General features: G+C 34.5%; 20 protein-coding genes and 1 pseudogene. 14 read left to right on the top strand and 7 right to left on the bottom strand.

The features are described 5' to 3' along the window. Together GJV03_RS21400 and GJV03_RS04605 are read left to right on the top strand one after the other, a co-directional pair. Positions 1–647: pseudogene (locus GJV03_RS21400) on the top strand (hypothetical protein); the annotation flags it as partial. Then, complete coding sequence (locus GJV03_RS04605) at positions 647–1495, top strand: hypothetical protein (RefSeq protein ID WP_154129573.1); 849 nt, start codon at positions 647–649, stop codon at positions 1493–1495. The pseudogene GJV03_RS21400 and the gene GJV03_RS04605, both read left to right, overlap by 1 nt. A 45-nt stretch (positions 1496–1540) precedes the next feature. Here the strand turns inward: GJV03_RS04605 and GJV03_RS04600 are convergent, their stop codons facing one another. Continuing rightward, the gene (locus tag GJV03_RS04600) at positions 1541–1972 is read right to left on the bottom strand and encodes a hypothetical protein (protein WP_154129572.1); all 432 of its coding nucleotides are present in this window, start codon (positions 1970–1972) and stop codon (positions 1541–1543) included. Between the two features lie 13 nt (positions 1973–1985). Continuing rightward, positions 1986–3353, bottom strand: coding sequence for an MvaI/BcnI family restriction endonuclease (locus GJV03_RS04595; RefSeq protein ID WP_354666832.1), 1368 nt, complete (start codon positions 3351–3353; stop codon positions 1986–1988). A gap of 290 nt (positions 3354–3643) precedes the next feature. On the opposite strand from GJV03_RS04595, the gene dcm reads away from it, so the two are divergent. From dcm to GJV03_RS04570, 5 genes are all read left to right on the top strand, one after another. After that, positions 3644–5218 (top strand): DNA (cytosine-5-)-methyltransferase, encoded by a 1575-nt coding sequence (dcm, locus tag GJV03_RS04590; RefSeq protein WP_154129571.1) that lies wholly within the window; start codon positions 3644–3646, stop codon positions 5216–5218. Positions 5219–6073: 855 nt separating this feature from the next. Continuing rightward, entirely contained in the window at positions 6074–7054 is a 981-nt protein-coding gene (locus tag GJV03_RS04585; protein WP_154129570.1) for an aspartyl/asparaginyl beta-hydroxylase domain-containing protein, read from the top strand. A gap of 452 nt (positions 7055–7506) precedes the next feature. Next, on the top strand, positions 7507–8784 hold the full coding sequence (locus GJV03_RS04580) for a HAMP domain-containing sensor histidine kinase (RefSeq protein ID WP_154129569.1): 1278 nt from the start codon (positions 7507–7509) through the stop codon (positions 8782–8784). A gap of 138 nt (positions 8785–8922) precedes the next feature. Then, on the top strand, positions 8923–11673 hold the full coding sequence (gene glnE, locus GJV03_RS04575) for a bifunctional [glutamate--ammonia ligase]-adenylyl-L-tyrosine phosphorylase/[glutamate--ammonia-ligase] adenylyltransferase (RefSeq protein WP_154129568.1): 2751 nt from the start codon (positions 8923–8925) through the stop codon (positions 11671–11673). A gap of 26 nt (positions 11674–11699) precedes the next feature. Next, positions 11700–12626, top strand: a complete 927-nt coding sequence (locus GJV03_RS04570) for a branched-chain amino acid transaminase (protein WP_004723137.1) — start codon at positions 11700–11702, stop codon at positions 12624–12626. Between the two features lie 124 nt (positions 12627–12750). Here the strand turns inward: GJV03_RS04570 and GJV03_RS04565 are convergent, their stop codons facing one another. Then, the gene (locus tag GJV03_RS04565; RefSeq protein ID WP_154129567.1) at positions 12751–13773 is read right to left on the bottom strand and encodes an NAD-dependent epimerase; all 1023 of its coding nucleotides are present in this window, start codon (positions 13771–13773) and stop codon (positions 12751–12753) included. Then, positions 13770–14939 (bottom strand): nucleotide sugar dehydrogenase, encoded by a 1170-nt coding sequence (locus GJV03_RS04560; RefSeq protein ID WP_004723131.1) that lies wholly within the window; start codon positions 14937–14939, stop codon positions 13770–13772. The genes GJV03_RS04565 and GJV03_RS04560 overlap by 4 nt, the downstream gene beginning before the upstream one ends. 237 nt (positions 14940–15176) lie before the next feature. Between GJV03_RS04560 and GJV03_RS04555 the strand changes: the two genes are divergently transcribed. From GJV03_RS04555 to GJV03_RS04545, 3 genes are read left to right on the top strand one after another with little or no spacing between them, the layout of a single operon-like run. Further along, positions 15177–15944, top strand: coding sequence for a hypothetical protein (locus tag GJV03_RS04555; RefSeq protein WP_004723130.1), 768 nt, complete (start codon positions 15177–15179; stop codon positions 15942–15944). A gap of 38 nt (positions 15945–15982) precedes the next feature. Beyond that, positions 15983–16969 (top strand): Stealth CR1 domain-containing protein, encoded by a 987-nt coding sequence (locus GJV03_RS04550; protein WP_151957045.1) that lies wholly within the window; start codon positions 15983–15985, stop codon positions 16967–16969. Between the two features lie 10 nt (positions 16970–16979). Then, complete coding sequence (locus GJV03_RS04545) at positions 16980–17738, top strand: glycosyltransferase family 25 protein (protein ID WP_154129566.1); 759 nt, start codon at positions 16980–16982, stop codon at positions 17736–17738. Positions 17739–17748: 10 nt separating this feature from the next. On the opposite strand, the gene GJV03_RS04540 is transcribed toward GJV03_RS04545, so the two are convergent. Continuing rightward, positions 17749–18669 (bottom strand): capsular polysaccharide synthesis protein, encoded by a 921-nt coding sequence (locus GJV03_RS04540; RefSeq protein WP_154129565.1) that lies wholly within the window; start codon positions 18667–18669, stop codon positions 17749–17751. 285 nt (positions 18670–18954) lie between these two features. Between GJV03_RS04540 and GJV03_RS04535 the strand changes: the two genes are divergently transcribed. The 4 genes from GJV03_RS04535 to GJV03_RS04520 all read left to right on the top strand — a co-directional run bounded on the left by GJV03_RS04535 (position 18955) and on the right by GJV03_RS04520 (position 22594). Next, positions 18955–19734, top strand: a complete 780-nt coding sequence (locus GJV03_RS04535; protein WP_154129564.1) for a glycosyltransferase family 25 protein — start codon at positions 18955–18957, stop codon at positions 19732–19734. Between the two features lie 8 nt (positions 19735–19742). Continuing rightward, a complete protein-coding gene (locus tag GJV03_RS04530) occupies positions 19743–20507 on the top strand; it encodes a glycosyltransferase family 25 protein (protein ID WP_105713327.1) in 765 nt (254 codons plus the stop codon). Between the two features lie 129 nt (positions 20508–20636). Beyond that, entirely contained in the window at positions 20637–21416 is a 780-nt protein-coding gene (locus tag GJV03_RS04525; RefSeq protein WP_105713326.1) for a glycosyltransferase, read from the top strand. Positions 21417–21436: 20 nt separating this feature from the next. Next, complete coding sequence (locus tag GJV03_RS04520) at positions 21437–22594, top strand: glycosyltransferase family 4 protein (protein WP_154129563.1); 1158 nt, start codon at positions 21437–21439, stop codon at positions 22592–22594. A 19-nt stretch (positions 22595–22613) separates the two neighbouring features. Here GJV03_RS04520 and GJV03_RS04515 read toward each other — a convergent pair whose 3' ends face one another. Together GJV03_RS04515 and GJV03_RS04510 are read right to left on the bottom strand one after the other, a co-directional pair. Then, positions 22614–23477, bottom strand: a complete 864-nt coding sequence (locus tag GJV03_RS04515) for a lysophospholipid acyltransferase family protein (protein WP_105713324.1) — start codon at positions 23475–23477, stop codon at positions 22614–22616. A 10-nt stretch (positions 23478–23487) separates the two neighbouring features. Beyond that, entirely contained in the window at positions 23488–23706 is a 219-nt protein-coding gene (locus GJV03_RS04510; protein WP_004723114.1) for a hypothetical protein, read from the bottom strand. Between the last annotated feature and the right edge of the window lie 109 nt (positions 23707–23815).

The following is a 23815-nucleotide window of genomic DNA, read 5'->3' as shown; positions in this document are numbered from 1 at the left end:
TTGAAGATGTCGGAATATCAGCTAGAAGAATTAATGACTCTTTTTTGAGATTTAAAAGTCAAATTTTATTTGACACGATAGAAGATGAATTAAATAACGCAAAAAATGAAGTTATTAATATTAAAGCTGCAAAACTAGCAATTGAATCAAATGCAACCGACGAAATTTATCAACAATTATCTGAAAAATATGAAGAAGAATTCGAACTTAATAATGAATATTTTAGGAACTCATTAATTATCACTGTTTGTTGTACCATTTTATCTATTGCTTATACTTTTAATACTCCAATAGGTCAAATTAACTGGCCAGTGTTTATTTCAGTAAAAATACTAATTTTGGCTGTGGGCATAACATTGTGTACTTTATTTTTACGTCGTTCTGCGCATGCAAAGAAGCTACATGAAAAAGCTTATCAAACACATGTGGAAATTAATGCTTATCCTATTTTTATTAAGTCATTAGAAACGAAGGATCAGCAAGAAATTACCAAAGAACTTGCACTACGATATTTTGGTAATGATATTGATCAAACTCAAAATGATAAAATTGGGGATTTAATGCAGGATCAGTTGAGTGCAGGTACAGAGTTGATTAAAGCAAGTGCGGAATTGGTAAAAGCTAAGCAAGGTAATGGGGAAGATTAATGAATAATATAAGTTTTAATCTAGGCTATATACTTTTTAATGCTCTTGTTGTTTGGGTTTTCTTAGCTAATCATTTTTATTTAAAAATATTTTTCTTAAAGGTAGACAATACAAAAAATAAAAAAAGGCAACATGAAAAATTAGGTAGTACTATTTTTGATCAAGTTTTTGGTGGGGAAACTGTTCCACAATATATTAAAGATGCTATTTTAAAATGTCAGGATAAATATCAGTTATTATCTTTGTATATGGCTTCAAAAAGCATAATTGATATTGGTATATATAATAAAGTTGTAAAAGATGAATCAATTGATAAGTATGAATTTTGTGCAAAAATATTTATAAATTCAAAACATAGTGCTTTTAATTGGTTAGTATGGACTGCAAGGTTTATTTCAATATTTGTTTGCTTAGGTCTTTGCTTTATCTTCTTTGATAAAGTTTTTATAAGTAAGGAATCTCCGATTTCAAATATCTGTGAATTAATTATTTTTTCTATTTTTTCAATGTTTATATTAATGCCTTATAATATTTATTCTAAAATTAAATTTTTTGATAAGTTATGTAGTGTCTTTGTTTTTTTATCTTCTATTGTAGTTGCTTTATTTTCTATAATTTATATTCAGGAAATGTCTGATGATTTTATATTTAATAAGTTTTTTCTTTCGATTTTTTTGGTGAATTTAATATTAATAATAGGTGCTTACTCATATGTCGGATATGTGAAATTAGAATATATGGTAAAATTTTTTGAGTTGCTTAAAATTAATTTAAAGGAAAATGTTAATGATGGAAATACTGTAACTGATTCAACGGTATCAGATCCCGACCAAACAACTTCAAGCTAAATAATGAAATTTTAAAAGCCCTCAAATTTGAGGGCTACTTACTATTTATTTTCTAAACTTAAATATTTTGTCAACGAGATCCTTTTGATTGAGATAAAGAATCTCAAAGATGTAGATTGGAGACGCGGCAATTACCACAAGTATGTTGTAGGTTAAATTATGATTATTTGCATAAAATCTAAAACCTTCAGAAAGAATGGTAAGACTGATAATTAACCAAAAATAGATCATCATACTTAAAAGAAAAATTATCAAATAAGCATAATACTTAATGATCTCTCTATTGATTTTAATCTCATCTTTTAAGATCTTTCTTACATATAGTAGAGCTTTAAGATTAGACTTTCTAATACATCTACCGACTTTCCCTTTTTTCCCTAAATGATATTTTATAAAGTTAAAAACTTTAGGAATACCCATGACAATTATGCCAGTTGCTATACTTACAAACCAATTGTTATTGATCAACTCATTCATTCAATACAATCTCTTATAGTTGATATTCTTTTTGTTCAGGGAAAAGTAAGTTCAAGTGTTTAGGATTTATTTTAAATAAAGGTCCTTTTTCGGCAGCACTACCTGTTCCATTCTTACGTTTAATTAAATGATCCATAGTGATCACACCATCTTTTAAAAGAGGCATAAACTGACCAATAAGCGGATTTTTAGTATGAATGACGGACTTTAAAACAAAATGCTCAATACCACTAATTTCAATAGACTCAGCTCTGATCCAAAACGTTTCTTTATGCTTTTCAATTAAACGCTGACGTAAAGTAGAACCTTTCCAAACGACTATTTCTCCATCACTAATATGCTTTTCGACGAGAAGGTCTTTATCTTCTAAGTACTCAAAAATTAGACCTTGAGAGTTAGCAACTTTAGTACTGATTGAACAATAAAGTTTTAAGTCTTCATCCCGTGTATATCCATATTTATCAATAATTGCACCGCTACTTTTTAAAGGACTGATATCCCAATTGGCAACCTGAGCAAAAATAGTTGAACGTGTTTTTTGAGCCTTATCTTTTTCTCGTGCAGATTTAAGCTCAATTCCTTTGTAGTCCGGATGCTTTGACGAGTTTGCTGAAATACCAAGCGCATGTTCAATGGTCATGCCAATGCCAGTATCGCCAGACTTGATCGATTTTAAAGGACCTAGTTTTGCTATTGCTCTTAGCTTATCTAATAACTCAATAGCGATCGCATCTGATTGAGCAGAAAACTTTTGTAGTAAAGCAAGTTGTTGACTTAAATCGATTTGAGAAATATTAAAAACATAAAGCAAACCATCAACTAAAATCAAAGCAAGTGTGTCATTTGCCTGTACATGTGGTTTTAGTTTATAAACCCAAATACGTGGATCACCTTGTTTTGTTTTTGGTCTATATAAACTGACTTGTGTATCGATAATTTCACTGCTAATTACTAACTTTGCAGGTTTTTTCTCAATATCGCCCTGAGTTTGTGTTGAATAATCATGATAATGATTGAACTTGAAAAAATCTCGTAGGGGCGCAACTGCATCCATAATAGATTTATCAATACCCGTTGCGGTAATGATTAGTTCACTATGATCTAGACCAAGTTTTGCTAATAGCTCACGGTTATGGCGAATTAAATCTTCATTGATCAGTGGATAAGGGACAATAGATGGCGATACTGAAATAGGAGTATCATTTAAAGATTCTTGATTCTTGGATGCATTGTTGAGAGCAATCCAATTTTTATAACCATACTGTTGAGCAATTTTATTTAATGCCAAAGTATGAGAAATTTTTAATTCATCTTTTAAATCTTTGGCATCATCTTTTAAACGCTCGATTTGGCGTTTTGGAAATACTGGTACTTGTTTCACTGAAATCACCTTTTTGGTTCATACTTGGAAATGCTCGACCCGTAACAAAGCTTTCCTGTACAAACAAAAAGACAGAAGTGTTTTCAATGAGATAACCAAAAGGGGTTTTTACAGTTACGGGCTGTAGGCTTACTCAGGGAGGCCTGAGCTAATATTTCCACAACTTAACAAAAATAGCAACTTAACAACGCTATAAAGCGACATTTTGCGTCGTTTGAGCCTGGTTTTTTATTTGGTTTATAATTAAAATGCATACGTTATTAAATTGTCTCGTTAAAGGAATGTCTAATTTGAACCATATTGAATTGTTTGCAGGCTGTGGCGGTTTGTCACTTGGGCTAGAGTCTGTAGGTTTTAAATTAGTCATGGCAAATGAGCTTTCCCCTATGGCAGCAGAGACATTTGCATATAATTTTTTTAATGAAAAACTGGGTGAAGAGACTCAAGAAAGCCAAGTTGTTTGGCTTAGTACTAAATTTAATAAAGAAAAAATAAAAGAACGCTTAAGAGAGGATCCTAGAACTTACCCCGAACTAGGGGAAGGTATTACAGACCTTACTGAAAATGCGACACTGAATAAAAAATTAGTGGTTGGTAATATTGTTCAATTGAATCTATGGTTAGAACAAAACTTAAAGCAGGCAACTGAATTAAAAAATGCTTTTGGCGAGAAGGGCGGATTAGATCTAGTTTCAGGAGGTCCACCTTGCCAAAGCTTTAGTATGGCAGGCTTAAGACAATTCGATAACAAGCGTAATGTTTTACCATGGGAGTTTGCAAAATTTGTTCAAACAACTCAGCCTAAAATAGCATTACTGGAAAATGTCACAGGTATTTTAAGGGCATTTGATGTCGAAGGTAAAAAATACTATGCCTGGTTTGAGGTTGCTAAAGCTTTTGCTCAAATAAACTATATTCCATTATGTCTACATATCAATGCTAAATATGCAGGTGTGGCCCAAAATCGTCCACGCTTTATTTTTCTTGGGATTCGACAAAATGTATTTGATAATATTTATCCTAAGCTTAGCGAGCAAGAGCAAAAGATATTTAAACAGTCTTTGAGTTTTGTTGAGCAGTTGAAACAAGGTGGAAATGTTGAGTATGGTGCTTTAAGTTATTTTGATGTCAGTCATGATGAGCAATTGAGCGTATTCAATAATACTTTTTTAAGCCCGCTGATAAAATATAAAAATAATGAATTTTCAGTTCGAGATGCGATAGATGATTTACGTCATAAAGGGGCACAACACTCTAAATATGTTGAGTTAATTAATAGTACTTTGATGCCTAATCTAGAATCATTAGAGAAAATAAAAAATCATGATTTAAGAAATAATGGTATTCACGTACAAAGACGTTTTAGGATTTATCAAATTCTTCAAACACTGGATAGTGCAGTAAAAAAAGAAGCTTTAGATTTATTGAAGGGAAAGATTTATTCTATTTCAGAAAAATCAGCACAAATTTTACTTAGTCATGATTACTTAGTTGATTTAAATAAATATTCTAAGTTTTCTAATATTGATGACTTAATTAAATACTTTAAGGAGCATCAAACGAAAAAACAAACTCAAAAAGCATTAATTGCAACTCAACCTGCACCTGCTGCTTTATCAATACCTGATGATGCATGCCACTATCACCATGATGAGCTAAGAACCTTAACTGTTCGGGAAATGGCTCGGATCCAATCTTTTCCTGATCATTTTGAGTTTAGATCTAAAGTGACTACGGGAGGGCAAATGCGACAGTTTGAAGTTCCTCAATATACCCAAGTCGGTAATGCTGTACCACCTTTGCTAGGACAGGCGCTAGGCAATGTCGTCAAAGCTTTATTGGATAAATATAAAATTAAAGATTAGCTTCTAATTATGTTGTTAATCCGCCACTCTTATTGAAACTATGAGTGGATTTTTCAACAATCCATTTCAATCGGTCAATCTCACTTTTAAAACTATCTAGTTTGACAGGTGACTCTGTACTGATTTCAGGTATGCTATAGGCGAGACTAATGATAAATTTAGCCATTTGCCGTTTTATCTCATTCATTTTTACATCTGCGGCACGTTGTGTATTTACATTACCAGATTGTTTCTTTAATAACTTATTGCCTCCAACCCGTTTTCGGGGTTATCTGTGGTCACTCGTTGACGTGTGGCTTTACCTAAATCTTGATAGCCAGCAGAACACCAGTGTAATCTGATTCCGATCTTGCTCGCTATAATGGAATTGATCGCTATCACTCCTAGTCACTGTAATGGATAACAAATTTTGACCTTAAGCGGATTTAGCTGAACCAGCCTTAAAAATAAGTAAACGATTTTTTTGACTACCATTTCTACACCATGGGTTTGATGCTTAATTAAAATTACGTAATTTCTAGTGTTCCACCGATCCCTCTTTAATGACGCATTTTTATAACAAGTATCAGTATGCGATAAATAGCGCCTGATCACTTAACAACGACAGTTAATATTTTTAATTTCAATCATTTAAAACTTAACCAAAGGTGTACATATTTCTTGCCTATAATAAAATTAATTAGTTATAGTTAAAAGTATTTTAAATAATTTGAAAATATTTTATTTTTCCCGCTATTTTGAAAAATAACTAAATGATCTCAGTGCGGCTTATCTAGTAAAGAAGATTAGTTTTATTTAAGGAAAATCAAGGACACACCATGAGGATACAGAAATCATAATCGGAGTAAAATTATAATGAATCTAAGTATTATGATCATCATTGGTTTAATCGTGTATTCGATAGCAGCCATGACTTATGTATACCGTTGGCGAGGAAAAGCACGTTATGAGTCACTCTCACAATATTTAAGAAAAAGTTGGCCTATATTTGCACCATTTAATTGTGTTCTGTATATGACGACACGCAGCTTTGCAAAAAAGCCAATATTAGATGCTGATTTTTTGGAAAATATTGAAGTACTTAGAGCCAATTGGACAATTATTAGAGATGAGGCAGTAGCATTAGAATCATCAGGTGTGTTTGAAGTGATCAAGACACCTGGAGCAGACGGTTATTATGATGTTGGTTTTCGCACTTTTTACAAACGTGGTTGGAGTAAATTTTACTTAAAATGGTATGGAACATCGCATGTTTCTGCGCAAAGATTATGTCCCAAGACATTGGCATTACTTAATCAAGTTCCTGCTATTCGCGGTGCCATGTTTTCACTGTTACCAGCAGGTTCTGAACTGAGCTTACACGCAGATCCTATCGGTAGTAGTTTTAGATATCATCTCGGTTTGCTGACACCTAACGCTGAAAATTGCCAAATTAATATTGATGGGCAAACCAGTACTTGGTTTGATGGTAAAGATTTTGTCTTTGATGAAACCTACCCACATTTTGCATATAACACAGCAAATTCAGCGCGTTTAATTCTGATGTGTGATGTTGATCGTCCGATGAACATATTCGGACGAATTTTTAACAGTGCTTATCGTATTCTTGTCAAAGGTACCGTTGTTCCAAACACGCCTGAAGATAAAAGAGGGCTGTATAGTGCGATTTTTAAATTTTTTGCGCCATTTAGACAGTATTCAATACAATTTCGTGAAAAGCATTTCAAGACGTATAAAATACTCAAATTCATTTTAAATTTAACTCTGCTATCTCTGATTTTTATGATCTTGTATGGTGTGGTTTATTTATTTGAAATACTCTTTTTAATAAATTAAAAATAACGTATTTCCTGACTCATTCAAGGTATATCCTTGCTCTGGTTGATGCCGAATTTTACTATTTTGTCTTTTTACAGCGACTTCTGCATCCCTAAACTTGGCTATAGATGCCAATAGGTTGATATCTGATTTATTAATTTGATCACCATGTTTTAAACCATTGGCTTTTATAAAATGCCTAGTTTTTTCTATTCAAATCATAAAAATATATAAGGCTCTAACTGATTGCTCATGTTGAAAAAAATGTGAAATTTATCGAAATTTTCACCCCATTGTTTTTATTTGATTGTATTGCTGTTATATTGTTTTATGTGAACATTTGTAAGTGCTCTTCCAAAGCTGTGTTTTGCAATCTGTCTTAAGTTTTGATGTGTTTGGAAGCAATTGATATTTAAAAGTGGGCGATTTAAATAACTAACGTGTTAACTGAAAGTGCAAATGAGGTAAACATGAAATTAGAATTCTTAGAAGCTCATCAGACCGAACAGCTCAGTGCTTGTCGACTATCGCTGATTTTAGGGGTCTATACCTCAAATAATAAAATTGAACGCTATTTGCGTGTAGCGCGTGCCGTTCTCAATGTAGAAAATGCTTTTTTTACTTTTCATAATGAACCTTATATTTGGGTTGCAAATGAAGACGGTGATTTCAAAGCCGCATCAGTTCCGCATAAACTGAGTTTATCACCGTATTTTGGCAGTCAGCTCATCGTTTCAGAAACCCATAAAAATTATGAAAAATTCTCGCAATATATGGCTGAAATTGGAATAAAACACCAACGCTTATTATGCTATGACTTTAAGTTAGAAGATGATGACTCTATTGCACATGTTTATTTTTATGATGATAAAGATACAAGGTTTACAAGCAAACAACAGGCTTTATTAGAAGAACTTAGCTCAGGTTTGGTGACGATTTTAGCGCGTAAATCTGAATCTCAAGATTATTATGAGCTATATGAGCAAGAACGTGCTTTAAATTTTAGTAAGACCAAGTTTTTCCAAGTCATTGCACATGATTTACGTGCGCCATTCCATGGGTTAATTGGCTTTTCGGATGTTTTAGCAAATGAACGAGAAACATTGAGTGATGACGGTATACAAGATATTGCAGACTATCTGCATGATACCTTGCAATCGACTTATTCCTTACTTGAAAATTTGCTCAATTGGGCGATGGCAGAAGGTGGACGCTTTGTTTATCACCCGATTAATTTTAAATTAAAACAGACCACAAAGATCGTTTACGATGTGCTTAAGCCTTTGGCAGTAAATAAAAATATACAACTGATTGAAAATGTTGCTGAGGATTTAAGTGTTTTTGCTGATATGAATATGGTGACCTCGGTAATTCAAAATTTGGTTTCAAATGCTTTGAAGTTTACCCGTACTGATGGTTCTGGAAAAGTTTCCATTGTTGCGCACCCAGTAGGGAAAAATATAGAAATTATTATTCATGATACTGGTTTGGGAATGACACAGTCGCAAATTGAGCAACTGTTTGAACCACAGATCAAAGCCAGTATAAAAGGTACCATTGGGGAGCGAGGAACAGGTTTAGGGCTGGTTCTATGTAAACGATTTGTGGATCTCAATCATGGAAAAATCTCTGTAAGCTCTAAAACAGGTGAGGGAACGACTTTTATTGTTGCGTTACCTGCTGCAAAAAACACCCATCAAACTTTGGTTTGTCCTGAAATCAAGCAAGATAAAATAAAAATTTCATAATTTTATATTTGAATAATTTAGCTTGATTGTGGGTGGTGGTTTTTTGAGCTTTGTTTTTTAAGAAAAGTACAAAAACCTCCCTAAATGTAAAGCAAACTGCTATAAATAAGTTGATAAAACATAAGTACAGGCTTTTCAATGAACATTGAGCAATTGCAAAAAACATTACATGCAAGTCAGTATGCAGAACAAGTATTAAGTCTACATCAAGCCACTTTAGAACATGATTATGCAATTGATCAATTTCAACAATCGCTCAGTACAGCTCAAATTCAACAACTTGTTTACGATCATTTAGTCAATATTCAAGATGAAAATACGTGGATGAAAGTCTTACGTATTCTTCGTGCTCGCTTAATGTTTCGTTGGATTTGGCAAGATGCCAACCAACTGACCAATGTGGTGAAGTTGACACGAGAACTGTCTGATTTTGCAGATGCCTGTATCGTTGCAGCAAAAGATTTTGCCCGAATTCCTTTGCTAGCAAAACATGGCGAACCAATGGGTTATAACGGAAAGCTTCAAGATTTGATCGTCATTGGGATGGGCAAGCTTGGGGCACAAGAGCTGAACTTATCTAGTGATATTGACCTGATTTTTGCCTTTGATGAACAAGGTGAAAGCAATGGTCGTAAGTGTATTGATGTACAGCAATTTTGCATCTTGTGGGGGCAAAAGCTGATCTATTTATTGGATCACATTACTGCAGATGGTTTTGTATTCCGTGTGGATATGCGTTTACGTCCTTGGGGGGATGGTTCAGCACTGGCAATAAGTCATGTGGCTTTAGAAAAATATTTAAGTCAGCATGGGCGTGAGTGGGAACGTTATGCATGGATTAAGGCACGTATTATCACAGGTGGACAAGACGGTGACAGTTTATTGGACATGACCCGCCCATTCGTTTTTCGTAAATATGTAGATTACACCGCTTTTGAAGCCATGCGTGAAATGAAAGCCATGATTGAACGAGAGGTGGCTCGGCGTAACATTGCAGATGATATTAAGCTGGGCGCTGGTGGTATTCGTGAAGTTGAATTTATTGTGCAGGTTTTTCAGCTGATTTATGGCGGAGCAAAATTAGAGTTACAAGACCGCCAATGCCTTGTTAGCCTAAAACATTTGGGTGAGGCGGGATTACTCGATCATCAATCCGTTGAGGATCTTGAAGATGCTTATCTATTCTTACGACGTGTAGAGCATGCTATTCAAGCTTTGAATGACCAGCAAACACAATCTTTACCGACAGAACCTGAACTTCGTCAGCGAATAATTGATACCTTGGGTTTTGATGATTGGGCTGCTTTTATTGATTTTCTCAACCAAAAGCGCAGCAAAGTAACGTTTCAATTTGAGCTTTTGATTAAAGAAAAAGGGCTAGATTCTCCAATTGAAAGCTTTAGTCAGTTGGAAAGCCAGCTCAATGAGATCTTAGACAGTAATGCTCAAAATCTGATTCATGAGTTTTGGTATGGTCATGCAATCAAGAAACTGCCTGCTAAAGCTGTACAGCGTTTAAAAGAATTCTGGCCGCATTTGGTTGAAGCAGTTTTACAGTCGAATAGTCCGCAAGTGGCTTTAATGAGATTGATGCCGTTGGTCGAATCTGTAATGCGCCGTACTGTGTATTTGGTGATGCTGATTGAAAGCAAAGGGGCGCTGCAACGTTTGGTCAAAATGGCGACAGTCAGTCCATGGATTTGTGAGGAATTGACACATTATCCAGTTCTGCTGGATGAGTTTTTATCCATGGATTTTGAACTGCCTCGACGAGATTATTTGGAAGATTCACTACGCCAGCAATTACTGCGTATTGAAATTGATCAAGTTGAAGATCAAATGCGAGTATTGCGCTTATTTAAAAAATCCAATGTGCTTACCGTTGCCGCAAGCGATGTACTAGCAGAAAGCCCGTTGATGAAAGTTTCGGATGCTTTAACAGATATTGCAGAAGTTTCTGTGATTGCGACATTAAATTTGGCTTATCAGACGGTTGCCAAGCGTCATGGTTATCCTGTCGATGCAGAAGGCTTACGTTGTTCATTAGACCACATGGCCTATGCTGTGATTGGTTATGGCAAAGTAGGCGGCATTGAACTGGGCTATGGTTCAGACCTCGATCTGGTTTTTATTCATTATATGGATGAGCAAGCAGATACTGATGGTCAAAAGGCCATTAGTGGTTTTGAATTTGCGATGCGTGTTGCGCAAAAATTTATGTCTCTGATGACCACACAAACTTTAGATGGTCGAGTCTATGAAATTGATACCCGTTTGCGCCCCTCTGGTGAAGCAGGCTTATTGGTCACCAGTTTAAAAGCATTTGAACAGTACCAACTCAAAAGTGCCTGGTTGTGGGAACATCAAGCAATTGTTCGCGCACGCTCAATTGCTGGTGAGCAAAGCCTAAGAGCAAAATTTGAAGAATTGCGTTGCAGGGTTCTCACATTACCAAGAGAAGAAGAAACGGTTCGCAAAGAAGTCTTGAACATGCGCCAGAAGATGAAAGATCATTTGGGTTCCTCAAAAGATCAGAAAAAAGATGGAATTTTTCATCTAAAACAGGATGCAGGTGGTATCGTTGACATCGAATTTATGGCACAGTATGTCGTATTAGCCTGGAGTGGGACGAATCCTGATCTCGCCCATTATTCCGACAACGTACGAATCCTTGAAGATGCCGCAAAGGCAGGTTGCTTATCCAGCGACGATGTATCCGCATTGATTCAAGCTTATCTCAGTGAACGCGCCGAGAGCCACCGTTTGGCACTTGCAAATCATAATATGCAAGTGAGTGCTGCGGATTGGCACGATACCCGAGAGGTCGTTTGCAAGTTATGGCAAAGATTAATTGATCCAACAGCGAGTTTCGCTTTGGAAAGTGAATAATTGTGTAAAAATTTGGAGTGTGCGCCATGAATTTGGCTGATCGTGATGGTTTTATTTGGCAAGATGGACAAATGGTTGATTGGCGTGAAGCTAAAATTCACGTCTTAACTCATACATTACATTATAGTATGGGTGTTTTTGAGGGTGTCCGTGCTTATGAAACACCTAACGGTACTGCGATTTTCCGTCTCCAAGACCATACAAAACGTTTGTTAAATTCTGCAAAAATTTATCAAATGAAAGTTCCATTTGATCAAGCAACTCTTGAACAAGCTCAAATTGATGTTGTCCGTGAAAATAAATTGGCGTCATGCTATTTACGCCCAATTATTTTCATTGGTTCGGAAAAATTAGGTATCGCTGCAACTGATAATACCATTCATGCGACAGTTGCTGCATGGAGCTGGGGTGCTTACCTCGGTGATGAAGCAATGGCAAAAGGTATTCGTGTTAAAACTTCATCATTTACGCACCATCACCCTAACGTGACTATGTGTAAAGCCAAGGCTTCAGGTAACTATACCTTGTCTATTCTTGCACACCAAGAAGTGGCGCATTCTGGTTATGATGAAGCAATGCTTATGGACCCTCAAGGTTATGTATGCCAAGGTTCAGGTGAAAATGTATTCTTAGTCAAAGACGGTGTATTACATACACCAGATATTGCTGGCGGTGCATTGGATGGGATTACGCGTCAAACGATTATCACCATTGCGAAAGATATGGGTATTGAAGTTGTTGAACGTCGTATTACCCGTGATGAATTCTATATTGGTGATGAAGCATTCTTTACTGGGACTGCTGCTGAAGTGACGCCGATCCGTGAATATGATGATCGTGAAATTGGTTCAGGTGCACGTGGTCCGATTACTGAGAAGATTCAGAAAGCATTCTTTGATGCTGTTCAAGGTAAAGATCCAAAATATGCACATTGGCTGACTTATGTAAAATAAGTGGCTGAATGCTAAAAAGGATTCCTAGTGGAATCCTTTTTTTGTGCTTAAATTTGAGTATTGAAAGAATTGAAAGCAAAATTCAAATGCTAAAATTAAGCTTTAAACTGAACAATACTATTGATTAAACCTGATAAAAATCTCGATACCAATCTACGAATTGCTTAACACCATCATCAACAGATACCGATGGTTTGTATCCGACCATCTGTTCTAAAGCACTACTATCCGCAAAAGTATCCGGCACATCGCCTGGTTGTAATGGAAGTAATTCTAAAATTGCTTCTTTGCCTAAAGCTTTTTCAATAGCATGAATATATTCAATCAATTTTACTGGATTGTTATTGCCGATATTGAAAATACGGAAAGGCGCATAACTGGTCGATGGATCAGGATTTTTGCTGTCCCAGTTTGGATCAGGTTGCGCAATTTGATCACTTGAACGAATCACACCTTCCACAATATCTGAAATAAAAGTGAAGTCACGGGTATGGTTGCCGTGATTGAATACAGGAATAGGTTGGTCTTCAATAATGTTCTTGGTGAACTTAAACAAAGCCATGTCTGGACGGCCCCAAGGACCATAGACAGTAAAAAAGCGTAAGCCGGTTGTCGGTAAATTGAAGAGATGGCTATAACTGTGCGCCATGAGTTCATTGGCACGTTTGGTTGCCGCATAGAACTGCACAGGATGGTTAACACCATGTTTTTCACTAAATGGCATGGTGGTATTCGCGCCATAAACACTACTGGTACTGGCATAGGTTAAATGTGGCGTTTTGGCATAACGGCATGCTTCAATAATATTGGTAAAGCCAATTAAATTACTTTCGACATAACTCAATGGATTTTCTAATGAGTAACGGACACCAGCTTGTGCAGCCAAATGAATCACCCGATCAAATTGATGATCTTGAAAACATTGATCAACGATTGCTTTATCAGCAAGATTGGCATGAATAAAAGTGAACGTTTGCTGGGTTTGTGCCGCCGTATCTTTGAGAACTGCTAATCGGGCTTGTTTTAATGCGGGGTCATAGTAATCATTCATATTGTCAAAGCCGACAACATCATCACCACGCTCTAAAAGTTTTTTTGCAACATTGAAGCCAATAAAACCTGCTGCACCTGTGACGAGGACTTTCATTCATCTGCTCCGAAAATATCTCGTGTATAGACTTTATCTAATACATCACTTAAGTCATTAGAAACCCGATTGGCAATAATCACATCACTTTGCTGTTTAAATTGTTCTAAATCATTGACGACTTTGGACTTAAAGAACTCATCTTCTTGTAAAGTCGGTTCATAGACAATCACTTCAATTCCTTTGGCTTTGATGCGTTTCATCACACCTTGGATTGCGGACGCTCTAAAATTATCTGAACCACTTTTCATCACTAGGCGATAAATACCAACTTTATTGGGATTACGTGCAATTACCGAGTCTGCGATGAAGTCTTTACGCGTACTGTTTGAGTCAACAATAGCTTGAATCAAATTACTTGGAACGTGATTATAGTTGGCTAAAAGTTGTTTGGTGTCTTTCGGTAGGCAATAGCCACCATAACCAAATGACGGATTGTTATAGTGATTACCAATACGTTGATCTAGACAAACACCATCAATAATTTGATGAGTATCTAAACCAAAAATTTGCGCATAGGTATCCAGTTCATTGAAATAGGCAACGCGCATAGCGAGATAGGTATTGGCAAATAACTTAATTGCTTCAGCTTCAGTTGCGTCAGTAAATAAAACAGGGCTGTCTTTTTTGATGGCGCCTTCGATCAATAAGTCAGCAAATAGTTTTGCGCGATCAGATTTTTCCCCAACAATAATACGGGAAGGGTACAAATTGTCATGCAATGCCTTTCCTTCACGTAAAAATTCTGGAGAAAAGATAATATTTTCAGTGTGGAATTTTTCTTTTAAGCTCTTGGTAAAGCCGACAGGGACAGTTGATTTAATCACCATCACTGCATTTGGGTTGACCTCTAAGACTTGCTGAACCACGCTTTCGACACTTTGCGTATTAAAATAATTGGTTTTGGTGTCGTAATCCGTTGGGGTCGCAATAATCACAAAATCTGCATTGCGATAAGCTGCTTGATAATCTGTCGTGGCTGTAAAATTTAATGATTTTTCTTTTAAAAATAATGAAATATCCGCATCTTGAATGGGCGATATTTTATTGTTGAGCAAGTTAACCTTAGATTCTAAAATATCTACTGCAACAACTTCATGATGTTGTGCAAATATCATTGAATTGGATAAGCCAACGTAACCTGTTCCAGCGACTGCTATTTTCATAAAAACCTAATATAGAAAATGTGCTTGCAAAAGTTGTATTCAATTTCACAGAGCGTTCATTCAAAAAAGATTGCTCAATAAAATATCGAACAATTAAAATGATCATGATCAATGTAAATTGTTAACGCATCATAGCATATTCTCATGAAACAAATTGTTCAGCATATGCAATCGAATACAGTAACTTGGCGATGGTAATGGTATGATATAGGGATTGTTCAGGTGGAAGATTGATGCATGCAGGTCAATGAATCAAATTTACAGTCGAATTTAGTTGAATCAGAACAGAATATCGTTTTGTGTATGAAGTGGGGCAGCAAATATGGTGCTGATTATGTCAATCGCCTATATAACATGGTCAAACGACATACCACAATTGATTTCCAAATGGTGTGTTTGACTGACCGTACAGAAGGTATTAATCCAGAGGTTCAATGCTTTCCAATTCCGCCGTTAGCATTGCCTGAAGGAAGTCCTGAACGTGGATGGAATAAGTTATCGACTTTTGAACCTGATTTATATGGTTTAAAAGGTAATTTATTATTTTTAGATCTTGATGTGGTCATTGTAGACAACATTGATGACTTCTTTAGCTACCCAGGTGAATTCCTCATTATTCACGACTGGAAACGTCCTTGGCGTGTGACTGGGAATAGCTCAGTTTATCGTTTTAAGTTGGGTACTTTTCCTGACATCTTGCCTTATTTCCGTGAAAACTTTAAAGAAATTAGTCATAAATTTCGAAATGAACAAGAATATTTGTCTTGGTATGTAGATCAGCAGCAAAAACTTAGCTACTGGCCAAAAGATTGGTGTAAGAGTTATAAATATCATTGTTTGCAAAAGCTACCATTGGCTTATTTTAAGCCACCAGTCAAGCCACAAGATGCCAAAATTATTATTTTCCATGGGGAAATTAATCCACCTGATGCCGTAACTGGAGGTGGGGGTAAATGGTATCGCTATGTGTTGCCTTCAGACTGGATTAAAGACGCTTGGCAATAACTTTATTTAGATGATTAGAACATTTGAGAACAATATAGATGCAAAACCTTGATATCGTGATTGCTTGGGTCGATGGCAATGATGTTGAGTTAAAACGTAAACGTCAGCAATATCTCACAGGTGGTGATGCCTCAGATGCTGTGAGCGATACACGTTTTGCCAGTAATGATGAGATCTATTACAACATTGCATCTATATTGAAGTATGTGCCTTTTTGCCGTCATATTTTCATTGTTACAGATAATCAGCAGCCTGAATTTTTAAATGAATTTGTAGCGCAAGGTCTTTGTGATGCAAATAAAATTCGTGTCGTTGATCATCGTGAGATTTTTGCCGGTTATACGCAATTTCTACCCACGTTTAACACCCGGTCAATTGAAAGCATGTTATGGAATATCAACGGGCTTTCAGATTATTTTATCTACTTAAATGATGACTTCTTTTTTAATTCACCAGCTCAAATTGAAGATTTTCTTGAGAGCGATAAAATCGTCACCTATGGACACTGGAAAAGTTGCTTTAGTTACAAGACCAAGCTGAAATATCGTCAATTTTTAAATCGTAATTTTAATAAACCGATTCAACCTGGTCATGTGATTGCACAAATGCTGGGTGCTGATATTTTAGGATTTAAAGAGTTTTTTGAAATCCATCATTATCCACACTGTGTCGATCGTAAAATTTTAAGTGAATATTTATTGTGTCATCCATACCTATTAGAAACACAGATTAAGTATAAGTTTAGAAGTGTCGAACAATTAAATCCAATCTCCTTGATGAATCATTTAAAGATTCAAAAAAATGAAGCTGTTTTAAAGCCTGATTTGGCTTTGGCTTATTTGAAAAATGCTGAAAGCTTACCTGCGTTTGTAGAAGCATTGAATCAAGACAATATTAAATATGGTTGTATCCAAAGTTTAGATCAACTGAATTCTGAGAATGCTGCACAGGTACGTCGTAAAATGATCGATAAATTATATGACTATTTACCTAAATCAGTTATTTCAGCCAAAGTTTTATCGTAGGAAGCCAATCATGAAAGTTAAAACATATCTGATCAATTTAGATGGTAGTGATGAGCGGCTTGCTCGCGCAACAGAACAATTACAGGCGGTAAACTGGGAGTTTGAGCGTTTTTCTGCTTATGATGGACGCGGCAAAGAATTGTCATCTTTTCAGGATTATGATGATGCGTTAACGCAGCAAACTTTAGGAAGACGGTTACTTAATTCAGAACTGGGTTGTTATCTCAGCCATTATGGCTGCGCTCAGAAATTTTTAGCAAGTGATGCGGATTATCTTGTTGTCTTAGAAGATGATATGAAAATTACAGCTAATTTCAAACAATCTATGGATCAAGTTTTAGCTTATTTAGATCGCCATCAAGCGCTAGATTGGTATCTGGTAAATTTAGCGGCAAAGAAGAAAAAGTTAGCCAAAGATATTACTCAGTTAGGTGACTATTCATTGTGGCATGCTTATTATTTTCCTATTCGTGGCTTGGGCTTAATTTGGTCACGTAAAGGTGCTGAAGCGTTTATTGAACAAGGCAAAACAATTGCCATGCCTGTTGATATCTTTTTCCAAACTTGGTTGAGTAAGAATGGAAAAGGATTAGGTGTTTGGCCTGCTTTTGTTCGCCCAGCAGGTCTAGATAGCGATATTTTAGGTACAGTTGCAACACAAGGAATATCTCGTAAAGAGAAAGAAAATCGTGACCATTCTTATGGTTTTAAGAAGCAAAAACGTATGTGGCGTGATCGGATGTATGCGCTAAGGCATAAGTATTTATGAACTCTATCACTTAGAGTTCATCTAATAAAGAGTTAGGTTTGTATTTTTTATTTAGATAATATTTATTGATAAGGTTTCTTTCTTTACCAATTAATTTAATGAGTTTAGGCATCTTTTCTGGTTTATTTTCTATAGTTAAATCATAAAGGACGTCATGCTTTTTCCATTTGTTTTCAACTTGAATTCGAAGGGCATTTTGATCGCAGTTGATTAAAATAATTGAAGGGCTATGCTTTCGCATAACGACTTGAGCTGCAATATAAGCACATAAATAAACAGGTTGTCCTATTTTTTGAAAATAATCGGCATGATTTGAATAGCTATTTTTAACAAAATCAACATATTTTTGCGGACTTAATTCAATTGCTTTCAAAAGCTCTTGCTTCCATGCTGTTATAAAATCATTATTTTTTGTTGTTGCAATGAGCCATGTCTCAATAACTGGATAGTTGAAATTTAGTGTATTTTTTTTACGATAATAACCGAAAGAATCTGTTTTATTTTCAATAACTAAACTTTGAATCCAATCTAAACTTTCATAAGTGATGATACTTGCATCTAACCAAAAGCCTCCATGGTTTGAAAGCAAGTCTAAGCGGATGAGATCTGACTTTAACTGTGGTGTAATTTCGGGTAAATCATAAAAATTGACAGTGCTATGTTCTGTAATTGTATGTGCATTCAAGAAGAATACTTCATAACTTGGGTTTAAGTGTTTAATTTTCTTTACACAATCCTTCACAAGGATACATTCTTTACCTTCCCAGTAGATCCAAATTTTTTTCGGAATTTCATAGGGAGTATTATTTTTATGTGCATTTAAAACAATTTTCTCATTGAAGTTGTCAAAATCATTGAGTGTTTTTCTGCGATCGAGCATAAAGTTGAGATTAAAAGAAATAATGCTAATGATTTTTTTGATAAAGCTCATGACTTAGCCTGTGAGTCTAATACAAACGATCGTAATAAGGTTAAAGTATAACAACTTTTCTTTGGTAGAGTTAAGCAATGCTAATATTATAAAATTATATTGGATTTTTCTTCAAAAAACCTTAATTTTAATAAAGACTTTTAATTACCCAATAATTTACAAAAAATTATACTACTTTGTTGATAAATACTTGTTAAAATTATTTTGATGGATATAGACACAATTCATGATGAAACTTAAAAAAAATAATAGTAAAATATTTAAAATACCAACTGTTTTAATGTTATGAAAAAAATAGTCATAAGCTTGTCAACAGCACAAGAGCGTAGAGAACACATAAAGAATCAATTCAGTACCAAAAATGTAGATTTTGATTTTTTTGATGCTTTGACTCCAGAACCTGCTGCCATTTTTGCTCAAGAGCTAGGTTTAAATATTGACAATCAAATTTTGACAAAAGGTGAAGTTGCTTGTTTTATGAGCCATGTATATTTATGGGAAAAAATGATTAAAGAGAATATTCCATATATGGTTATTTTTGAGGATGATATTTACCTAGGTGATAATGTTAGTGAGTTTTTATTGGACTCAAATTGGCTAGATTCAGAATGGCATTTAATTAAATTAGAAGAGTTTACTCCTAGAGTTGCACTAGGGAAAAAAAATAAAGTTTTTAATGGGCAAACAGGACGAGCAGTATTTCAATTAAATAGTAAGAATTTAGGTACTGCAGGTTATATTCTATCACAACAAGCCGCTGTTATTTTGATTAATTATATAAAATCATTAGATAAGTTGATTGCACTGGATCACTTAATGTTTGAAAATGTTGTTAAGCAAAAAATTTTAACAGTTAATCAACTTAAACCAGCTTTATGTATTCAAGATGTAACATTATATTCAACTAAAGATAGTGTTAAGTTTGCCAGTCATTTATATAAAGAGCGTTTAACGAGAAGAAAGTACAATAAAAAGAAGGGAATAGATAAAGTTTTTTTAGAACTCTATCGTATATTGCATCAGCTAAAAAGTATCTTGTTTTTTAAGTCGGTAGGTTTTAAATAGAGTAATTTATGGAAAATTTTGTTATTAGTTTAAAATCAGCAGAAGACCGTAGAGCACATATTCTCGAGCAATTTGAAGAGAGAGGCATTCCCTTTTCTTTTTTTGATGCTATTGAACCGAATCAAGTTGAAAAAACTGCGATAAATTTATCTATTCAAATTTCTGGTAGTTCTTTAAGTCATGGTGAAATAGGGTGTTTATTAAGCCATGTGACACTTTGGCAAAAAGTAATTGATGAAAATATAGAATATATAGGTATTTTTGAAGATGATATTTATTTAGGGGACGGTGTTGAAAAATTTATTTGTAACGAAGAGTGGATAAAAGATAATTGGAATATTATTAAGGTTGAAAAAAACTCTAAATTCAACTATTTGTCTTTAATAGATAAACATGTTTTAAGTGATAATAGAGTAATTTCAAAACTATTAAATGCTAATTTTGGTACGGCAGGATATATCTTATCAAATAAAGGGGCACATAGCCTTTTAAGATTTATTCAAAATGAAGTTTTAATTGATCATATAGATCAGATTATGTTTAAAAAATACTTAAGCAAAGGCGAATTTTCTATTTATCAAATTAATCCGGCGTTATGTATTCAAGAATATCTTTTGTACCCAGATAATATTACTTTTAAATCTAGTTTAATGTGGAGAGATTGTAGTAAAAATAAAGAACAGAATATTATAAAAAAAATTAATCGAGAGTTGGTAAGGTTTTTATTGCAGGTATATAGGCTCCCTTTAAAGGTAAAAATACTGTTTAAATAATAGTTCTTTTTGAAAGTACAATTTTTTGCACTCTGTACGAAATAAAACTTTTATAAACATTGCTTGAATTTTGACTAATGCAAGGCGTTTAGTTTAGAGTTATTTATATATTTGATAAGTGAGATACCCATGGAACTTCCAATAATTCATGCTTTATGGATCGGAGATAGACTTGGAAAAATATCAAGTTCTTGTCTTAGATCATTTGTGTTGAGGGGGCACAAGGTTTTATTACATACATATGGTGAGATTTTAGACTTACCTGAAGGGGTTCAGTGTGTTGATGCAAATGCAGTAATTCCAAAAAATAAAATTTTTAAACATAATCGGACAGGAAGTTATGCACTTTTTTCCGATGTTTTTCGATATGAATTACTAAAACAAGTTTCAGGTGTTTATGTTGATTGTGATGTCTATTGCTTAAAACCTGTAATAATTCCACCATCAAATTATTTGTTGGGTTTTGAAAGTAATAATAAAATAAATGGGGCGGTTTTAGCATTACCTCATGAAAGTCAATTATTAACATCTTTATTGAATGCTGCATATAATCCATTTTTTGTACCACCATGGTATAAAAAATCGAGACAAAGAAGATTAAAACTTAAGAAAACTTTCGGTATAGGACAAAACATTGCAGATATGCCATGGGGGGTAATTGGTCCAGATGCTATTACTTATTTCGTGAAAGAATTAAACTTATTAAATCAAGTGCAACCGATCGATATCTTTTATCCTGTTCATTATGATTGCATTAATTTACTGACTGATCCGCTATTAAATATAGAGGATGTTACAAGTTCAAGAACAAGTTGTGTACATTTATATAATGAGATATTGAGAGCAATTGACATAGATAAAATTGATGAAAATTGTATTTTAGCAAGAATGTTTAAAAATGAAATTTAAAGATAGAGTGAAGTTATAAAATGCATCCAGTAAAGAAAAAAATTAAAATCGGTCTAATTATAGATGAGTTTTTTGGGGCGGTTGGTACAGCTTATGGTGGTTATGGATTTTTAGCGAGAAGACATATTGCTAAATATATTCCTAATGAAGATTTTCAAGTGGACGTATTGCTTGGTCGAGGTAAGCGAGATTTTTTTGCTGAATCATATCAAGTAGATGGTAGTAACGTTTATCGTTTACCGAGAAGAAAATGGTTTGCTAGACATTGGTTAGCAAAACAAAACTACGACATCTATTTAAGTATTGAGTTAACATATAGCTATATTTTAGAAAATGAGCGGAATAAAAATAAAAAAATGATTCTATGGATTCAAGATCCAAGACCACATTATGAATGGGACGAAATTAATACAGTAAAGCTTTTTCCAGAAACTAATTATTATAACCAAAAAATTTATGATCTTGTACATGATTGGTATAAAGCAGGGCGGGTAAAATTTGCTTCACAAGGTTACTTTTTAAATCAAAAAGCAAAGGATTTATATGCTTTAAATGATGATGTTTCAATTCAATATTTACCGAACCCAATTGATATTTCACATGAGTTTAATTTTGAGACTTATCAAAAAAAACAAATGATTATTTTTTTAGGACGAATTGAATCTGTTAAACGTGGATGGCTTTTTTGTGAGATTGCAAAAAAATTGCCGCAATATGAGTTCTATATATTAGGGCAAACATTTAGAGAGGATGATAAAAACTCTGAGATTATGAAGGATTATTATGCAATCGAAAATTTACATTTTGCTGGTCATGTTGATGGTGATAAAAAAGAAGAGTATTTAAGAGATGCTAAAATACTGGTAAACACTTCTATTCATGAAGCTTTGCCGATTTCATTTTTAGAGGCTTTATCTTTTGGTACTCTACTTGTGAGTAATCGAAATCCTGAGGATTTAACTGAAAAATTTGGTATTCATGTCGGAGATGTTTTAGGCGATGGATTTGATAAGATTGATCTATTTGTTAAGGCGATTCAAAAACTCATGTCAGATGATGAGATGCGTAATACACTTGGAACACAAGCAATCCAGTATATTAAAGATAGGCATAATGTTGAAAAGTTCAGAGAAGACCTCAGAAAAATGATCTTAACGGAAGTGCAAAGCATTGAGTAAATATGGCTCAATGCTCAACTTATTTATACAAATTCCTACCACCCTCTAACTTCCTAAATCGTTTATAGCCCCATAAATACTGTTCAGGAGCGATATTAATCATTCGCTCCATTTCTTTGTTCAAGGTATCGACAGAAAGCTGTAAATCTTTAGAATTAATATCTTGAGATAGTGCAGTAAAATGTAAATCAAAACCTGAGAAATCAGGGCGACGGACACAAGTTAAACCCACGACTGAACATTGGGTCTTTGCTGCAAGCTTTGAAAGCAAAGTTGAAGAAAATGCTTTTTGCCCATAAAAGTCAGAATAAATACCCCCAGACTCTTTAGGAATATGGTCGGGAAGGATGGCTGTAAACCCACCTTGTTTTAAATGTTTAAATAATGCACGTACACCAGTATCATCAGTGGGTACTAGTGTTGCATTTAAGCGTTGGCGAGACTCTAACATAAACCGATCTAAGTCTTTATTTCTGCTTGGCTTGTACATGATAACGGGATGAGTATGTTGGTTGATCCACGCATTCATGAGCTCCCATGCCCCAAAATGGGGTACCACACCAATACAGCCATTGGGGTTCTTTAAGGCATTGAGAAAAATCTCAGCATTATAGACCTGTTTAATTTGTGCTAAGGCGAATTCTGGAGAAGATCCCCAAATTTTAATTGACTCTGCATAAGTCATACATTGACTTTTTAAACTGGCTTTAATCAGTTGATTACGTTGTTGTTCATCAAGCTCGGGATACGCTGCTGTTAAATTCAATTCAGTGGTGCGTTTTGCTGAAGAATTACTGATAAACAATAAATTCCCGACACCTCTAGCAATACTTTGTATCATCCCTAGAGGTAATTGAGAGAAAGTTTTAAGTAGCTTATACATTTAATTATTATTAGTCGCGATCAGCATTGCCTTTCAACACCAAATAAATTAGTGCTGAAATAATAAAGAAACCAGCAATAAAACTGCTCATGCTGAAATATAGAATACGTTGATAAGTATCTAAATTAAACAACTGATGGCTTAGGATATAACGCATAAATCCCCATTGAACCACTGAAAATACAATGATAATAATTGTATGACGAAGTACATTAGGTCGCATAGCCATAGGTTTTCACCTCAAAAGTTAACAGCGATAGTATGCCATTTATGAGAACTTATCTCAATTAGAACCTATCTAAAAAAATGCATATGAAAAATAGAAAACCCTGCATAGC

The organism is Acinetobacter sp. RIT698, from assembly GCF_009668065.1.
Taxonomy (GTDB): Bacteria; Pseudomonadota; Gammaproteobacteria; order Pseudomonadales; family Moraxellaceae; genus Acinetobacter; species Acinetobacter guillouiae.
This window is presented reverse-complemented; position numbering and strand designations above follow the sequence as displayed.

What these genes read in the sequence shown, in the direction of transcription:
- GJV03_RS04605 (WP_154129573.1), top strand. Translation starts at nt 647, where the DNA reads ATGAATAATATAAGTTTTAATCTAGGCTATATACTTTTTAATGCTCTT.
- GJV03_RS04600 (WP_154129572.1), bottom strand. Translation starts at nt 1,972, where the DNA reads ATGAATGAGTTGATCAATAACAATTGGTTTGTAAGTATAGCAACTGGC.
- GJV03_RS04585 (WP_154129570.1), top strand. Translation starts at nt 6,074, where the DNA reads ATGAATCTAAGTATTATGATCATCATTGGTTTAATCGTGTATTCGATA.
- GJV03_RS04580 (WP_154129569.1), top strand. Translation starts at nt 7,507, where the DNA reads ATGAAATTAGAATTCTTAGAAGCTCATCAGACCGAACAGCTCAGTGCT.
- glnE (WP_154129568.1), top strand. Translation starts at nt 8,923, where the DNA reads ATGAACATTGAGCAATTGCAAAAAACATTACATGCAAGTCAGTATGCA.
- GJV03_RS04570 (WP_004723137.1), top strand. Translation starts at nt 11,700, where the DNA reads ATGAATTTGGCTGATCGTGATGGTTTTATTTGGCAAGATGGACAAATG.
- GJV03_RS04565 (WP_154129567.1), bottom strand. Translation starts at nt 13,773, where the DNA reads ATGAAAGTCCTCGTCACAGGTGCAGCAGGTTTTATTGGCTTCAATGTT.
- GJV03_RS04560 (WP_004723131.1), bottom strand. Translation starts at nt 14,939, where the DNA reads ATGAAAATAGCAGTCGCTGGAACAGGTTACGTTGGCTTATCCAATTCA.
- GJV03_RS04555 (WP_004723130.1), top strand. Translation starts at nt 15,177, where the DNA reads ATGCAGGTCAATGAATCAAATTTACAGTCGAATTTAGTTGAATCAGAA.
- GJV03_RS04550 (WP_151957045.1), top strand. Translation starts at nt 15,983, where the DNA reads ATGCAAAACCTTGATATCGTGATTGCTTGGGTCGATGGCAATGATGTT.
- GJV03_RS04545 (WP_154129566.1), top strand. Translation starts at nt 16,980, where the DNA reads ATGAAAGTTAAAACATATCTGATCAATTTAGATGGTAGTGATGAGCGG.
- GJV03_RS04540 (WP_154129565.1), bottom strand. Translation starts at nt 18,669, where the DNA reads ATGAGCTTTATCAAAAAAATCATTAGCATTATTTCTTTTAATCTCAAC.
- GJV03_RS04535 (WP_154129564.1), top strand. Translation starts at nt 18,955, where the DNA reads ATGAAAAAAATAGTCATAAGCTTGTCAACAGCACAAGAGCGTAGAGAA.
- GJV03_RS04530 (WP_105713327.1), top strand. Translation starts at nt 19,743, where the DNA reads ATGGAAAATTTTGTTATTAGTTTAAAATCAGCAGAAGACCGTAGAGCA.
- GJV03_RS04525 (WP_105713326.1), top strand. Translation starts at nt 20,637, where the DNA reads ATGGAACTTCCAATAATTCATGCTTTATGGATCGGAGATAGACTTGGA.
- GJV03_RS04520 (WP_154129563.1), top strand. Translation starts at nt 21,437, where the DNA reads ATGCATCCAGTAAAGAAAAAAATTAAAATCGGTCTAATTATAGATGAG.
- GJV03_RS04515 (WP_105713324.1), bottom strand. Translation starts at nt 23,477, where the DNA reads ATGTATAAGCTACTTAAAACTTTCTCTCAATTACCTCTAGGGATGATA.
- GJV03_RS04510 (WP_004723114.1), bottom strand. Translation starts at nt 23,706, where the DNA reads ATGGCTATGCGACCTAATGTACTTCGTCATACAATTATTATCATTGTA.